16 protein-coding genes and 1 tRNA gene are annotated in these 14069 nt (G+C 59.0%); 12 read left to right on the plus strand and 5 right to left on the minus strand.

What is annotated here, in order from left to right; translation table 11 throughout:
• Positions 1-239: 239 nt before the first annotated feature.
• The 4 genes from rpoE to AC1UK9_RS07255 all read left to right on the plus strand — a co-directional run bounded on the left by rpoE (position 240) and on the right by AC1UK9_RS07255 (position 4051).
• Positions 240-821: an RNA polymerase sigma factor RpoE/AlgU gene (gene rpoE / locus AC1UK9_RS07240; RefSeq protein WP_003172477.1), complete on the plus strand. Its 582-nt coding sequence runs from the start codon at positions 240-242 to the stop codon at positions 819-821.
• A 30-nt stretch (positions 822-851) separates the two neighbouring features.
• The gene (locus AC1UK9_RS07245) at positions 852-1439 is read left to right on the plus strand and encodes a sigma-E factor negative regulatory protein (RefSeq protein ID WP_025110668.1); all 588 of its coding nucleotides are present in this window, start codon (positions 852-854) and stop codon (positions 1437-1439) included.
• Between the two features lie 8 nt (positions 1440-1447).
• On the plus strand, positions 1448-2410 hold the full coding sequence (locus AC1UK9_RS07250) for a MucB/RseB C-terminal domain-containing protein (RefSeq protein WP_473014749.1): 963 nt from the start codon (positions 1448-1450) through the stop codon (positions 2408-2410).
• Positions 2411-2620: 210 nt separating this feature from the next.
• Positions 2621-4051 (plus strand): DegQ family serine endoprotease, encoded by a 1431-nt coding sequence (locus AC1UK9_RS07255; protein ID WP_025110666.1) that lies wholly within the window; start codon positions 2621-2623, stop codon positions 4049-4051.
• Positions 4052-4133: 82 nt separating this feature from the next.
• On the opposite strand, the gene AC1UK9_RS07260 is transcribed toward AC1UK9_RS07255, so the two are convergent.
• Positions 4134-5567: a M48 family metalloprotease gene (locus tag AC1UK9_RS07260; protein WP_482579770.1), complete on the minus strand. Its 1434-nt coding sequence runs from the start codon at positions 5565-5567 to the stop codon at positions 4134-4136.
• A 98-nt stretch (positions 5568-5665) separates the two neighbouring features.
• Here AC1UK9_RS07260 and AC1UK9_RS07265 point away from each other — a divergent pair, with 98 nt between their 5' ends.
• Both AC1UK9_RS07265 and AC1UK9_RS07270 read left to right on the plus strand, forming a co-directional pair.
• On the plus strand, positions 5666-5905 hold the full coding sequence (locus tag AC1UK9_RS07265; protein WP_007963279.1) for a sulfurtransferase TusA family protein: 240 nt from the start codon (positions 5666-5668) through the stop codon (positions 5903-5905).
• A gap of 31 nt (positions 5906-5936) precedes the next feature.
• Positions 5937-7007 carry an AI-2E family transporter gene (locus AC1UK9_RS07270; protein ID WP_473014752.1) on the plus strand — a complete coding sequence of 357 codons (1071 nt, stop codon included), beginning with the start codon at positions 5937-5939 and terminating at the stop codon, positions 7005-7007.
• A gap of 122 nt (positions 7008-7129) precedes the next feature.
• Here the strand turns inward: AC1UK9_RS07270 and AC1UK9_RS07275 are convergent, their stop codons facing one another.
• Together AC1UK9_RS07275 and AC1UK9_RS07280 are read right to left on the minus strand one after the other, a co-directional pair.
• On the minus strand, positions 7130-7603 hold the full coding sequence (locus AC1UK9_RS07275) for a peroxiredoxin (protein WP_473014753.1): 474 nt from the start codon (positions 7601-7603) through the stop codon (positions 7130-7132).
• A 10-nt stretch (positions 7604-7613) separates the two neighbouring features.
• Positions 7614-8174: a glycine cleavage system transcriptional repressor gene (locus tag AC1UK9_RS07280; RefSeq protein ID WP_025110662.1), complete on the minus strand. Its 561-nt coding sequence runs from the start codon at positions 8172-8174 to the stop codon at positions 7614-7616.
• A gap of 325 nt (positions 8175-8499) precedes the next feature.
• Here AC1UK9_RS07280 and dapA point away from each other — a divergent pair, with 325 nt between their 5' ends.
• The 5 genes from dapA (at position 8500) to AC1UK9_RS07305 (ending at position 12193) form a co-directional block, all read left to right on the plus strand.
• Positions 8500-9378, plus strand: coding sequence for a 4-hydroxy-tetrahydrodipicolinate synthase (gene dapA, locus AC1UK9_RS07285; protein WP_482579771.1), 879 nt, complete (start codon positions 8500-8502; stop codon positions 9376-9378).
• A gap of 17 nt (positions 9379-9395) precedes the next feature.
• Positions 9396-10511, plus strand: a complete 1116-nt coding sequence (gene bamC / locus AC1UK9_RS07290) for an outer membrane protein assembly factor BamC (RefSeq protein ID WP_482579772.1) — start codon at positions 9396-9398, stop codon at positions 10509-10511.
• A 4-nt stretch (positions 10512-10515) separates the two neighbouring features.
• Positions 10516-11277: an MBL fold metallo-hydrolase gene (locus tag AC1UK9_RS07295; protein WP_473014754.1), complete on the plus strand. Its 762-nt coding sequence runs from the start codon at positions 10516-10518 to the stop codon at positions 11275-11277.
• A gap of 28 nt (positions 11278-11305) precedes the next feature.
• Entirely contained in the window at positions 11306-12019 is a 714-nt protein-coding gene (gene purC, locus AC1UK9_RS07300) for a phosphoribosylaminoimidazolesuccinocarboxamide synthase (RefSeq protein WP_102354440.1), read from the plus strand.
• A gap of 84 nt (positions 12020-12103) precedes the next feature.
• Positions 12104-12193 (plus strand) — tRNA-Ser (locus tag AC1UK9_RS07305).
• A gap of 80 nt (positions 12194-12273) precedes the next feature.
• Here the strand turns inward: AC1UK9_RS07305 and AC1UK9_RS07310 are convergent.
• Both AC1UK9_RS07310 and AC1UK9_RS07315 read right to left on the minus strand, forming a co-directional pair.
• Positions 12274-12480, minus strand: a complete 207-nt coding sequence (locus AC1UK9_RS07310) for a hypothetical protein (RefSeq protein WP_025110657.1) — start codon at positions 12478-12480, stop codon at positions 12274-12276.
• A gap of 153 nt (positions 12481-12633) precedes the next feature.
• Positions 12634-12825 (minus strand): YegP family protein, encoded by a 192-nt coding sequence (locus AC1UK9_RS07315; RefSeq protein WP_025110656.1) that lies wholly within the window; start codon positions 12823-12825, stop codon positions 12634-12636.
• 276 nt (positions 12826-13101) lie between these two features.
• On the opposite strand from AC1UK9_RS07315, the gene AC1UK9_RS07320 reads away from it, so the two are divergent.
• The gene (locus tag AC1UK9_RS07320) at positions 13102-14067 is read left to right on the plus strand and encodes a glycosyltransferase family 2 protein (RefSeq protein WP_482579773.1); all 966 of its coding nucleotides are present in this window, start codon (positions 13102-13104) and stop codon (positions 14065-14067) included.
• The last annotated feature ends 2 nt before the right edge of the window (positions 14068-14069 follow it).

Here is a 14069-nt window from a genome sequence, read left to right on the forward strand (position 1 = left end):
AAACACGGGACAGTGTCGGCTTCAATGCAGAACCTGCGATTGGGTTTTTGCCGGCGAACCGATGACAAGATTATTCGCGCAGCCGGTTTATCCCGCGCTGCGTTTTTCGTGCGTGCCAAATCAGAGCCCGCAGGAAACTTGCCTGGAGGGGGAGAACTTTTGCGAAAAGCCCGAGTCTATGTTTGCAAGTCTGGTCGTTTAGTTATGCAAGCCTCCTCCATGCTTATCGAGGAGTGTTCATGCTAACCCAGGAAGAGGATCAGCAGCTGGTCGAGCGCGTTCAGCGTGGCGACAAGCGAGCTTTCGATCTGCTGGTGCTGAAATATCAGCACAAAATTCTCGGGTTGATCGTGCGTTTTGTGCACGACACCCATGAAGCCCAGGATGTGGCTCAGGAAGCCTTTATCAAGGCGTACAGAGCGCTTGGAAACTTTCGCGGAGACAGCGCGTTTTATACGTGGCTTTACCGCATTGCCATCAACACGGCAAAAAACTATCTGGTTTCACGCGGCCGCCGGCCGCCGGATAGCGATGTAAGTTCTGAAGATGCAGAGTTCTACGACGGCGATCACGGCCTCAAGGATCTTGAATCACCTGAACGCGCATTGCTGCGGGATGAGATCGAAGGCACCGTCCATCGAACCATTCAGCAACTGCCAGAGGATTTGCGTACGGCTTTAACTTTACGTGAATTCGATGGTCTGAGTTACGAGGACATTGCGAGCGTCATGCAGTGTCCGGTGGGTACCGTGCGCTCCCGGATCTTCCGCGCCCGGGAGGCCATCGATAAAGCCCTGCAGCCGTTGTTGCAGGAAAACTGAGACAGCGGCGACAGCCAAGAGAGGAACGCCATGAGTCGTGAAGCCCTGCAGGAATCGCTGTCCGCAGTGATGGATAACGAAGCGGACGAACTGGAATTGCGTCGAGTGATCAATGCACTGGACGATGTTGAAACCCGTGAGACCTGGGCTCGTTATCAGATCGCTCGGGCAGCCATGCACAAGGATCTGCTGCTTCCGCGTCTGGACATTGCTGCGGCAGTTTCTGCTGCGCTGGAAGACGAGACGGCTCCAGCCAAAGTATCCCGTAGCCCTTGGCGCAACCTTGGTCGTCTGGCCGTTGCCGCGTCGGTGACCGTTGCCGTATTGGCGGGTGTCCGCCTGTACAACCAGGACGAAATCGCGGGTGTCGAGCTGGCTCAGCAGTCCAGCCAGCAATCCCTGGCCGCTCCACAGGTCAAGGGCCCGGCTGTTCTGGCAGGCTATAAGGAAAGCTCGGAAACCACAGGTCCAATGGCCAATGGCGTACTGCAAGGTCAGCCAGGCTGGCACGATCAGCGTCTGCCAGGCTATCTGCGCCAGCATGCCCAACAGGCTGCGCTGAAAGGTACTGAAAGCGCCTTGCCTTATGCGCGTGCAGCAAGCATGGAAAACCGTTAAGGAGGATCATGCGCGCCATACCTCTACTTTCGCTTCTGCTCAGTGGCTGGTTCGTTGTTCCAGCCCACGCCGACGAGGCCCAAGACTGGTTGACCCGTCTGGGCCAGGCCGAGCAGCAGCAAAGCTTCCACGGCACCTTCGTTTACGAGCGTAACGGTAGTTTTTCTACCCATAACATCTGGCATCGTGTCCAGAATGGTCAGGTCCGCGAGCGTCTGCTTCAGCTCGACGGCTCGGCTCAGGAAGTCGTGCGCGTTGATGGGCATACTCAATGCGTCAGCGGTACCCTGATTGCCGGATTGGGAGACTCTCCCAACTCGACTGCTCGTTCGCTTGATCCCCAAAAGCTGAAAAACTGGTATGACCTTGCTGTCATCGGCAAGTCGCGCGTGGCCGGGCGTGATGCGGTCATCGTATCGCTGACGCCTCGAGACCAGCATCGCTATGGTTTCGAACTGCATCTGGACAAACAGACCGGTCTGCCGCTCAAGTCGCTGCTGCTTAATGACAAGGGGCAGTTACTCGAGCGCTTCCAGTTCACCAGTCTTGATACCGCCGATATGCCGTCGGACAAAGACCTGCAAGCCGGCGCCGAGTGCAAGGCCATCACGCTCGACAGCGACAAGGCTTCTGCCGTGAAGACCGCTCAGGTCTGGCATTCCGACTGGCTGCCGCCTGGCTTTGAATTGACCAGCAGCACCTCGCACAAAGACCCGGAAACCAAAACTCAGGTCAGCAGCCTGATGTATGACGACGGGTTGGCGCGATTCTCGGTATTTCTGGAGCCGCTCAACGGCGCGACAGTGACCGACACTCGTACGCAGTTGGGGCCGACTGTCGCTGTTTCCCGCCGCCTGACCACGCCTGAAGGCGAAATGATGGTGACGGTGGTCGGTGAAATTCCAATCGGTACGGCCGAACGAATTGCTCTGTCTATGCGCAACGATGGCGCTGCAACCAGCAAGCAGTGAGCTGATTTCAGTCTTTTCCACCTCTTCGTCGAGACGTAGATGAAATGTTTGCTCAGCATTTTCATTTGCAAATCACCCGAAAGTTTTTTATAGGTCAGAGCCTCACGGCTCTGGCCTTGTCTGTTGTTCCCGGAACAAAAATGCCGGCCCGCGGTTCCCGGTGTTCCTTGCTCCATATCGCTTAACCCTGCTCGTCGTAACGGGAGCTGTATGTCGATACTTAGCTTGAAGTCTTATCTCTCCATTTTCGCCACCGTCCTGGTGCTCGGTCAGGCTGTTCCCGCTGCCCAGGCGGCCGACCTGCCGGACTTCACCCAGTTGGTCGAACAGGCCTCGCCTGCGGTGGTGAACATCAGTACCACGCAGAAACTGCCGGATCGCAAAGTGAACCAGCAGATGCCTGACCTGGAAGGCTTGCCACCGATGCTGCGCGAGTTCTTCGAACGTGGCATGCCGCCTCAGCAGCGTTCGCCACGGGGTGATCGCCAGCGCGAAGCGCAATCACTGGGTTCGGGCTTCATCATTTCTTCGGATGGCTACATCCTGACCAACAACCACGTGATTGCCGATGCCGACGAAATCCTCGTGCGCCTGGCTGATCGCAGTGAAATGAAGGCCAAGCTGATCGGCACGGATCCGCGTTCCGATGTGGCCCTGCTGAAAATCGATGGCAAAGACCTGCCGGTGCTCAAGCTCGGCAAGTCTCAGGACCTGAAGGCTGGTCAATGGGTCGTGGCGATCGGATCGCCATTCGGCTTCGACCACACCGTGACCCAGGGCATCGTCAGCGCTGTTGGCCGTAGCCTGCCAAACGAAAACTACGTGCCGTTCATCCAGACTGACGTGCCGATCAACCCGGGTAACTCCGGTGGTCCGCTGTTCAACCTCAATGGTGAAGTGGTCGGGATCAACTCGCAGATCTACACCCGTTCCGGTGGCTTCATGGGCGTTTCGTTCGCCATTCCTATCGACGTTGCCATGGATGTATCCAACCAGCTGAAAAGCGGTGGCAAGGTCAGCCGCGGCTGGCTGGGCGTGGTGATTCAGGAAGTGAACAAGGATCTGGCCGAGTCGTTCGGTCTTGATAAACCGGCCGGTGCGCTGGTGGCGCAGATTCAGGATGATGGTCCGGCAGCCAAGGGCGGCCTGCAGGTGGGCGATGTGATCCTGAGCATGAACGGTCAGCCGATCGTCATGTCCGCCGACCTGCCACATCTGGTGGGTGCGCTAAAGGCCGGTGCCAAGGCCAATCTGGAAGTGATTCGTGACGGCAAGCGCAAGAACGTCGAACTGACGGTCGGCGCGATTCCGGACGAAGACAAAGAGCTGGCAGCACTGCCGAAGTCCGGTACGGAAAGCAGCAGCAACCGCCTCGGTGTGTCGGTAGTTGAACTGACTGATGAGCAGAAGAAAACCTACGACCTCAAAGGCGGGGTGGTCATCAAGGACGTTCAGGACGGTCCAGCAGCCCTGATCGGTCTGCAGCCGGGTGACGTGATCACTCACCTGAACAACCAGGCCATCGGCTCCACCAAGGAGTTCGCCGAGATCGCCAAGGCGCTGCCGAAGAATCGTTCGGTATCGATGCGCGTTCTGCGTCAAGGTCGTGCCAGCTTCATCACCTTCAAGCTGGCTGAATAATCCGCTTGCGGTGAAATAAAAAACCGCCTCGAAAGAGGCGGTTTTTTTAAGCCTGAAACATTTGCATCGCTGAAAAGAAAACTCAGCCCATCATGTCCTTGATCATGCGCTCCTGCTCCATCAGCTCACGCTGGCGGGCATCGATGCGCGAGGACAGCGGGAAGTTGCTGCCCGCCTTGCGCTTGGCAAAGTCGAGCTGCTGGATCGCCTGGCGATAATCACCCACCAGCGCGAAGTACTCGGCGCGGGCCTGGTGCAAGCCGATGATATTGCCGGACAAACCGCGTGTTTCGGCGACCTGATACCACACGTCCGGATCGTTCGGGCGGGACTTGAGCAAGCCTTCAAGCGCTTTTTCTGCGTCGGCGGTGCGATTCTGTTTCAGCAGCAGATCGACACGAACCTGATTCAGCGGGTAATTGCCCGGATACTGCGTGAGCATCCGGTCAGCCCGTGTTTGAGCATCCGGCAAGCGGTTGTTGGTGATGTCCAGATCGATCTCCGCGAGGTTATAAATGATCTCGTTCGGTGACTTGGCCAGCAGCTGTTTGAGGTTCTCTCGCGCTTCATTGAGCTGGCCGCCCTTGATTTGCGCAATTGCCAGGCCGTAGCGCGCCACGTCGTTTTTCGGGTTCTCGTCCAGTTGCGCGCGGAAACGCTTGGCGCCCAGTCCCGGGGTTTCTTCATAAATCAGTTGGACGCGGGCGCGAATCAGTTGATAGCGCATGCTGTCTTCAATGCCGCCCGCCGGGGCCTGCTCTGCACGGTTGCGGGTGTCGGCGATACGCGATTCGGTCACCGGGTGAGTCAACAGGAATTCCGGCGGCTTGGCGTCAAAGCGGTATTGGCGCATCAGCCGTTCGAACATGGTCGGCATCGAGCGTGGGTCGTACCCGGCCTTTTCCAGATTGAGGATGCCGATACGGTCGGCTTCCTGTTCGTTCTGACGCGAGAAGGTGCGTTGCGACTGAATGGCTGCGGCCTGAGTGCCGGCGATGGTCGCGATCCCGGCATCCCCGCCACCGGCGGCGGCAATCACGATGCCGGCCAGCAGCGCCGCCATCATCGGCACCTGCATCCGCTGCGAGGCTTCGACGCCGCGAGCGAAGTGGCGTTGTGACAAGTGAGCCAGTTCGTGGGCCAGTACCGAAGCGTATTCACCTTCGGTCTGCGCGTTGAGGAACAGCCCGCCGTTGACCCCCACCACGCCGCCGGGGGCGGCAAAGGCGTTGAGTTGCGGGCTGTTGATCAGGATGAATTCCAGGCGACGGTCGGTGACCTGGCTGGTTTCCACCAGCTTGTAGACGCTGGACTCGACGTAATCCTTGAGCTGCGGGTCGTTGAGCTGAGCAACCTGGCTGCGCAACATGGCTAGCCAGGCGCGGCCGAGCTGGTATTCCTGTTGCGGCGAGACAATGGCAGAACTGGCGTCGCCAAGTGACGGCAGATCGTCGGCAAAGCCCGGTGAGGCGAGCAGGCAAGCGAGCGTCAGCAGGGTAGGGCGCAGAAATGTCATGCACAAAGCCTTAGAAGACAAAGACCTTACTGTAGCCGGACACCGGGCTTGCGACCAGATATTCTAGGCAGCTCAACCACCTGATCCGGAGTGACGCAATGACTGACGCTGTAGCCCATGACTGTGAACTGGACGCCAGTGGCCTGAATTGCCCGTTGCCGTTGCTCAAGGCCAAAATGGAACTCAACAAGCTGCCCAGCGGCGCCGTGCTCAAGGTGATCGCCACGGATGCGGGCTCGCAGCGCGACTTTCGCACCTTTGCCCGTTTGGCCGGTCATACGCTGCTGCGCGAAGAAGACGAAGCAGGCGTTTACCGTTACTGGTTGAAAAAAGCCTGAAACCGACAGCGTAAAAACCTAAGGATTATTGATGTTCAAAGTGTTACGCGACTGGATTCAGCGCTACTTTTCCGATGAAGAAGCGGTGGTGCTGGCAGTGCTGCTGTTCCTCGCTTTCACCGCGGTGCTCACCCTCGGTGGCATGCTCGCGCCGGTGCTGGCCGGGATGGTGCTGGCGTATCTGATGCAGGGGCTGGTGGTGGCCCTTGAGCGTATGCGCGTGCCCGGGGCGGCGGCGGTGGGGCTGGTGTTTGCGCTGTTCATGGGCCTGTTGCTGGTGTTCATTGTGGTGGTGGTGCCGTTGCTCTGGCATCAGTTGATCACGCTGTTCAACGAACTGCCGGGGATGCTCGCCAAGTGGCAGTCGCTGCTGCTGTTGCTGCCCGAGCGCTATCCGCATCTGGTCTCCGACGAGCAGGTGCTGCAGGCCATCGAAGCGGCGCGCGGCGAGATCGGCAAGTTCGGGCAGTGGGCGCTGACCTTCTCGCTGTCGAGTCTGCCGCTGCTGGTCAACATCATGATCTATCTGGTGCTGGTGCCGATCCTGGTGTTTTTCTTTCTCAAGGATCGGGCCATGATCGGCGAGTGGGTGCGCGGCTATCTGCCGCGTGAACGGGCGCTGATTACCCGGGTTGCCCAGGAAATGAACCGGCAGATCGCCAACTACATTCGTGGCAAGGTCATCGAGATCGTGATCTGTGGCGGCGTGACCTACATCGCGTTCGTCGCCCTTGGGCTCAACTATGCGGCGCTGTTGGCGTTGCTGGTCGGGGTGTCGGTGGTGGTGCCTTACGTCGGCGCGGTGGTGGTAACTGTGCCGGTGCTGCTGATCGCGCTGTTCCAGTGGGGCTGGAGTGATCAGTTCATCTATCTGATGGCGGTCTACGGGATCATTCAGACGCTGGATGGCAACGTCCTGGTGCCGTTGCTGTTTTCCGAAGCGGTCAACCTGCACCCGGTGGCAATTATCTGCGCGGTGCTGTTGTTTGGCGGGTTGTGGGGGTTCTGGGGGGTATTCTTTGCGATTCCCCTGGCGACGCTGTTCAAGGCGGTGCTGGATGCCTGGCCGCGTAAGGAGCCCGTTGTCGCTCCGCTACTTTAAAACCGGATTATTCGTTGAGGCTTATGGCCCCTTCGCGAGCAAGCCCGCTCCCACATCAGACCTCGGTCAATTGTGGGAGCGGGCTTGCTCGCGAAGGCGTCAGTGAGATCGACGCAGAAATATCAGGCTTTATTCAGCGCCTGAGCTGCAGCCAGCACCGCATCCACATGCCCCGGCACTTTCACGCCGCGCCATTCCTGTCGCAGCACACCGTTCTTGTCGATCAGGAATGTGCTGCGATCAACGCCCAGGTATTCCTTGCCATAGAGCTTCTTCAGCTTGATCACGTCGAACAGCTGGCAGACGGCTTCGTCCTTGTCGCTGATCAGCTCGAACGGGAACGCCTGCTTGCACTTGAAGTTCTCGTGGGATTTCAGGCTGTCGCGGGAAATACCGAAGATTTCCGTGTTGGCGGCTTGAAATTCCGCGTATTGATCACGAAAACCCTGGCCTTCGGTGGTGCAGCCCGGGGTGCTGTCCTTCGGATAGAAGTAGATCACCACTTGCTTGCCCTTCAGGGCAGACAGGCTGACGGTCTGCCCGCTGGTGGCAGGTGCTTCGAAATCCGCAACCGGTTGGTCGATGACAACGGCCATGAAAGCTTCCTTACATTGGGTTTTGTGGGCGCCAAGGCTCGATCAGGGCATCCAGATTCATCGCGTCGGCGAAATCCAGGAACTGGTCGCGCAGCCAACTGATCTGGGTGCCGGCCGGCAACGTCACGGTGAACGTGGCGTTGAGCATGGTGCCGCCGGTCTGCGGAGCCTGGTAGGTGTCGCAGGTCAGGTTTTCCAGTTCGACGTGGTGGTCCATGAAGAACTGGCACAGCTCATTGATGATGTCCGGGCGATACGCCGAGCTGACATACGCCACGTACGGCAGTGCCTGCGGGCGATTTTCCAGCGCGGCGCTGCGCACTACGTTGACCGTGAACGCGTGCTTCTTGGCGAGCCCGGACAGGCTGCCTTCCAGGCGCGCAAGGGCGTCCCAGCTGCCAGAGATCTCAAGGATCAGCGCGCTGCATTCGCCGTGGCGAGTCAGGCGGGAGGTGACGACGGCGCAGCGATTTTCATGGCTGGCGCGGCACAGGACGTTAGTCAGCTCCATGGGGTTGGCGCCAAGGGCACTGATGACAAGGAATTGTTCGCGAACTGTGGGGGTGGACATGCAGCATTCCTAAAGCGATGAGCGGTCGGTAGGTCGATGGGCGTTGGTCGTCGGGATGCGTCTGCGCGTGCCGATTCAGAAAGCCCCGGGCCACGGCTCGCAATTCGCTCCAATAATAGTGGAGCGTGCAGCAGCGACGCTGGAACGGGACCTGGGAGGCCGAAAAGGGAGGCTGGAACCCGGCGTACAAGCTGATCTGTACCGATCAAAGTCTGAAGGGTAGCGAAAACCGACGCCAAGGGGAATGGCGGCGCAGTACTTCGCTTGTACAAGCATCTTGGCGCCAGTACCATTACCGCTCTCTTTTTCCGGCAGGAGCGTTTTCATGATTCGGGGCAGTATGGTGGCACTGGTCACACCCATGGATGCACAAGGGCGTCTTGACTGGGACAGCCTCCGAAAACTCGTGGACTTCCACCTTGAAAACGGCACCCACGCCATTGTCGCGGTCGGTACCACCGGCGAGTCGGCCACCCTTGATGTAGAAGAACACATCTCCGTCATCAAAGCCGTGGTCAAGCAGGTAGCGGGCCGCATCCCGGTCATCGCCGGTACTGGCGCCAACTCGACCCGTGAAGCCGTCGAGTTGACCCGCAACGCCAAGGCCGCCGGCGCCGATGCCTGCCTGCTGGTCGTGCCGTACTACAACAAGCCGACTCAGGAAGGCCTGTACCAGCACTTCAAGCACATTGCCGAAGCGGTCGACATTCCACAGATTCTCTACAACGTTCCTGGCCGCACCTCCTGCGACATGCAGGCCGAGACCGTGATTCGCCTGTCCACCGTGCCGAACATCATCGGCATCAAGGAAGCCACCGGCGACCTGAAACGCGCCAAAGCGATCATTGACGGCGTGAGCAAGGACTTCATCGTGCTGTCCGGCGATGATCCGACCGCGGTCGAGCTGATCCTGCTGGGTGGCAAAGGCAACATCTCCGTGACCGCCAACGTCGCCCCGCGCGAAATGGCCGACCTGTGCGAGGCTGCGCTGAACGGCGACGCCGAGACCGCACGGGCCATCAACGAAAAACTGATGCCGCTGCACAAGGACCTGTTCATCGAAGCCAATCCGATTCCGGTGAAGTGGGCTTTGGTTGAAATGGGCCTGATGCACGAAGGCATCCGCCTGCCGCTGACCTGGCTGAGCGCTCCTTGTCATGAAACGCTTCGCACGGCCCTGCGCCAGTGCAGCGTCCTGGTTTAATTGAGGAAGTACAACGCATGAAGCGAATGGCCGGACTTTCCGCACTTGCCTTGATTATCTCCAGCACCAGTGGCTGCGGATGGATCTGGGGCCCGGAAGGTTATTTCCGTGACCGTGGTAGCGATTACCTGGAAGCGCAACAGACTGCACCGATGCAACTGCCACCGAACGTCAGCACCTCCAAGCGTCTGGATCCACTGTTGCCGATCCCGCGCAACGTGGCCGATGACACTGCCAAGGGCGAATACGTGGTGCCGCGTCCTCAACCGCTGTCGGCGATTGTCGATGCGACGGACTACTCGCTGCAGAAGAGCGGTGACTCGCGTTGGGTCATGGCCCAGCATCCACCGGCCGAAGTCTGGCCAGTGGCGGTGCAGTTCTTCCAGGACAACGGTTTCCGTCTGGATCAACAGCGCCCGCAAACCGGCGAATTCAGCACCACCTGGCAGCATTCCGACGAACTGTCTGCCGCGATGGCCAAGCGCCTGAGCGCAGCCGGTGTCGGTGCCGACAGCGAAACCCGCGTGCGGGTGCGCATCGAGCCGGGCGTGCAGCGCAACACCAGTGAAATCTACGTGGTCAGCGCCGAGCGTCCTGCCGGCAGCACCGCCGACGTCGATTTCACCAACCGTTCGGTCAACACTGGCCTGGACGCAGCCCTGGTCGACGACATGCTCGCGAGCATGAGCCGGATCTCCGAGAAGGGCGGTTCGGTGTCGATGCTGGCTTCGCGTGATTTCGATACCCCAAGCCGTGTCAGTCTCAGCGAAGACGGCAGCGGCAACCCGGTGCTGAACGTCGGCCCGGACCTGGATCGTGCCTGGTCGAGCGTCGGTCGTGCGCTGGAGCAAGGTCAGTGGCGCGTTGAAGACATCAACCGCAGCCTGGGCCTGTACTACATCAACCTGGCCGAAAAAGCCGAGAAGAAAGACGAAAAGCCTGGTTTCTTCAGCAGCTTGTTCGGCAGTGCGCCGACCAAGGAAGAAGTTGAAGCTCGCGCCGAGCGTTATCAGGTTCGCCTGAGCAAGGTCGGTGACAACGTTCAGGTAACCGTCGAGAAGAACATCAACACCGTTGCGCCGGCCGATGTGGCCCGCAAAGTGTTGAGCGTGATTCAGGATAACCTGGGCTGATCACATGCGTTTTGCCGTTCTCGGCAGCGGTAGCCAAGGGAACGGCACGCTGATCGCCAGTGCTGATACGTATGTGCTGGTGGATTGTGGTTTTTCCCTGCGGGAAACCGAAAAACGCCTGTTGCGCCTGGGTGTGAACCCGGCGCAACTGAGCGCGATACTCGTGACCCACGAACATGCCGACCACGTGCATGGCGTGGGTTTGCTGTCTCGGCGCTACAATCTGCCGGTCTACCTCAGTCGCGGCACACTGCGCGGGATGCGCAAACCGATCGAACCCGCAGGCTTTCTGGCCGGCGGCGAGCAGCTGCAGATCGGCGCACTGAGCATCCGGGTCATTGCCGTGGCCCACGATGCGCAAGAGCCGACCCAGTATGTATTCAGTGATAACGAGCAGCGGCGCTTCGGCCTGTTGACCGACCTGGGTTCCTACTGCGAGCGGGTGCTGGACGGTTATCGGGATCTCGATGCATTGATGATCGAGTCCAACCACTGCCGCGACATGCTGGCTCGTGGTCACTACCCGTACTTTCTCAAGCAGCGGGTGGGCGGCGAGCTGGGACATTTGAATAACCATCAGGCGGCATTCCTGGTGGCCGAGTTGGGGTGGCAGGGCTTGCAGCATCTGGTTCTCGCCCACCTGAGCAGCAAGAACAACCTGCCGCAGCTGGCCCGGCAATGTTTCGTCGACACCCTCGGGTGCGACCCGGACTGGCTGCAACTGGCCGATCAAGATTCAGGGCTCGACTGGCGCCATATCGCCTAGCCCATCTACTTAGCAAGCGGAGCCCATCATGGAAAAACGTGAAGAACTCTACCGCGGCAAAGCCAAATCGGTTTACAAGACCGATGACGCTGACCGCTTGATCCTGCTGTTTCGCAACGACACCTCGGCGTTCGACGGCAAGCGCATCGAGCAGCTCGACCGCAAAGGCATGGTGAACAACAAGTTCAACGCCTTCATCATGCAGAAACTCGAAGCGGCCGGCATTCCGACCCAATTCGACAAACTGCTGGGCGACAACGAGTGCCTGGTGAAGAAGCTGGACATGATCCCGGTCGAGTGCGTCGTGCGTAACTACGCCGCCGGCAGCCTGGTCAAGCGTCTGGGCGTTGAAGAGGGGCTGAAGCTCAACCCTTACACCTTCGAACTGTTCCTGAAGGACGACGCAAAGGGCGACCCGTTCATCAACGAATCCCACGTTGTGGCATTTGGCTGGGGCACCGCCGAGCAACTGGCGCGCATGAAAGAACTGTCGCTCAAGGTCAACGAAGTCCTGAGCAAACTGTTCGACGACGCCGGTCTGCTGCTGGTGGACTTCAAGCTTGAATTCGGTGTGTTCAGCGACGGCTCCATCGTCCTGGGCGACGAGTTCAGCCCGGACGGCTGCCGTCTGTGGGACAAGGACACCAAGAAGAAGATGGACAAGGACCGCTTCCGCCAGGGCCTCGGTGACGTCATCGAAGCCTACGAAGAAGTTGCCAACCGTCTGGGTGTGCCGCTTTAATCGACGCAAGCATCTGATAGCACGGAGAAATTTTGCGAAAGAGGGTTTGCTTTCGGCAAAAGTGTTGTTATGATGCGCGCCGTTGGAGAGATGCCAGAGTGGCCGAATGGGACGGATTCGAAATCCGTTGTACCTTCACCGGTACCTAGGGTTCGAATCCCTATCTCTCCGCCATACATAGAAAAAGCCCCGTAGCTGAGAAGCTACGGGGCTTTTTTGTTTCCGCGGGTTTTATCGAAACCCGCCCCAGTCACTCACGGCTGCGAGTGCCCCAGCTTGCGTTTGATCAAGTCGTACACCTCCTTGTGCGTCGAGTTATGCAGCGTGTTGTCCTTGCAAGCCGTGGCCAGGAAGGTTTTCACTTCATCCTTGGCGTGCGGATAGAGGCTGGCGACGTAGTCAGCTTCGTGTGTTTGGGTGCAGTTGAAGTGCTTGTCGTCTTTCGCTTTGTCTCTAGCCATGGTGCGGCTCCTTTTGGGCTTGAATGTTATGTGGCGCAACAGAGCCGGATGGCCCCATACGCTGAATAGCGTAGGGGCGCCAACGTGCTTCGCCAGTGGTTCAGGCAAAAAAGGAAGAGGCTGTAGGAAACGGCGCTACACCGACTGGTGGGGTCAGATTTCCTTCACCGGTGTTTCGCCCTGCACACCCTTGATCAACTCGATCACATGTAAGCAGTCGGCCTTGTTCATATACGACTCGCCACTGGCAACTGTCTCGTGGTTCCCCGCCCGCAGCCTCCAGCGCCATTGACCTTTGCCGGTGGTCGGGGTGCCGCGGGATTGCCTGTAGATCTCGAAATACATTCGGTTCGCTCCTTGCGATGGTTATTGCGACAACCTGTGTGGCGCATCGACGCAAGCCTAGCGGAGCGAGTTTTTTTCGCTATCGGGTATTTGTTTCCAATCGTTGGTGGATGTTTCTGAAGAGTGCGGGCTAGAGCGCACGCATCGGCGTCTGGATTGGCCAAAATGTCGCCATTTCCACCTTGCAAGGCTATCAACGCTACTGCTTAATACGGGACGGCTCATGGCGTCGAAAATCCTTCGACGACCGACAATCACTATAAAAAGAGCATTCCCTTGACTGAGCACGGAACGCCACAGGCTACACGGGTCACGTTATCGCTGGTTGTCCCCGTTTTTAACGAGGAGGACAGTCTCGATGCGTTCGTCCTGCGCATCGATGAAGTTTTCCAGCACCAGGCGTCGATTGATCTGGAACTGGTATTCGTCAACGACGGCAGCACCGATGCCACGCTTGAGCGGCTGCTGCAACGCCAGCAGCACGACGCGCGTCTGCGCGTCGTCGACCTGAGTCGCAACTTCGGTAAAGAGGCGGCGCTGTCTGCGGGATTGCAGATCGCCACCGGGCAGATTGTCGTTCCCATCGATGCCGATCTGCAGGACCCGCCCGAAATCATCCTGCAAATGATCGAGCGTTGGCGCGAAGGCTACGAGGTGGTGCTCGGCCATCGCATCAGTCGCCGCAGCGACACCTGGGCCAAGCAGACTTCGGCGCACTGGTTCTATCGCTTGCACAACAAGATCGCCGAGCAACCGCTGCCGGAAAACGTCGGTGATTTCCGCCTGATGGACCGCTGCGTGGTCGATGCCTTGCTGACCCTGCCGGAGTCCCGGCGCTTCATGAAGGGCCTGTTTGCCTGGGTCGGGTTTCGTACCACCCACGTCGATTACGAGCGCCCCGAGCGTGTGGCCGGGGAGAGCAAGTTCAACGGCTGGCGGCTGTGGAATTTTGCCCTGGAAGGCATCACCAGTTTCAGCACCGAACCGCTGCGCATCTGGACCTACATCGGGGCGATGGTCTCGCTGGTGTCCTTTGCCTTTGCCATTTTTATTGTGGTGCGCACGTTGATTCATGGCGTCGACATGCCCGGTTACGCCTCGCTGATGGTGGCGGTGACGTTCCTCGGTGGCCTGCAACTGATCGGCATCGGCGTACTCGGCGAGTACCTCGGTCGCACTTACATCGAATCCAAACGCCGGCCGGTTTTTCTGGTGCGTCGCGTCTACGACCCCAAGGACTGAAA

This window comes from Pseudomonas sp. AK-TSAG1-1, assembly GCF_056821665.1.

Coding starts and splice junctions, on each gene's coding strand:
- AC1UK9_RS07245 (WP_025110668.1), top strand. CDS start 852: ATGAGTCGTGAAGCCCTGCAGGAATCGCTGTCCGCAGTGATGGATAAC.
- AC1UK9_RS07250 (WP_473014749.1), top strand. CDS start 1,448: ATGCGCGCCATACCTCTACTTTCGCTTCTGCTCAGTGGCTGGTTCGTT.
- AC1UK9_RS07275 (WP_473014753.1), bottom strand. CDS start 7,603: ATGGCCGTTGTCATCGACCAACCGGTTGCGGATTTCGAAGCACCTGCC.
- AC1UK9_RS07310 (WP_025110657.1), bottom strand. CDS start 12,480: ATGGCTAGAGACAAAGCGAAAGACGACAAGCACTTCAACTGCACCCAA.
- AC1UK9_RS07315 (WP_025110656.1), bottom strand. CDS start 12,825: ATGTATTTCGAGATCTACAGGCAATCCCGCGGCACCCCGACCACCGGC.
- rpoE (WP_003172477.1), top strand. CDS start 240: ATGCTAACCCAGGAAGAGGATCAGCAGCTGGTCGAGCGCGTTCAGCGT.
- purC (WP_102354440.1), top strand. CDS start 11,306: ATGGAAAAACGTGAAGAACTCTACCGCGGCAAAGCCAAATCGGTTTAC.
- AC1UK9_RS07255 (WP_025110666.1), top strand. CDS start 2,621: ATGTCGATACTTAGCTTGAAGTCTTATCTCTCCATTTTCGCCACCGTC.
- dapA (WP_482579771.1), top strand. CDS start 8,500: ATGATTCGGGGCAGTATGGTGGCACTGGTCACACCCATGGATGCACAA.
- AC1UK9_RS07265 (WP_007963279.1), top strand. CDS start 5,666: ATGACTGACGCTGTAGCCCATGACTGTGAACTGGACGCCAGTGGCCTG.
- bamC (WP_482579772.1), top strand. CDS start 9,396: ATGAAGCGAATGGCCGGACTTTCCGCACTTGCCTTGATTATCTCCAGC.
- AC1UK9_RS07280 (WP_025110662.1), bottom strand. CDS start 8,174: ATGTCCACCCCCACAGTTCGCGAACAATTCCTTGTCATCAGTGCCCTT.
- AC1UK9_RS07295 (WP_473014754.1), top strand. CDS start 10,516: ATGCGTTTTGCCGTTCTCGGCAGCGGTAGCCAAGGGAACGGCACGCTG.
- AC1UK9_RS07270 (WP_473014752.1), top strand. CDS start 5,937: ATGTTCAAAGTGTTACGCGACTGGATTCAGCGCTACTTTTCCGATGAA.
- AC1UK9_RS07260 (WP_482579770.1), bottom strand. CDS start 5,567: ATGACATTTCTGCGCCCTACCCTGCTGACGCTCGCTTGCCTGCTCGCC.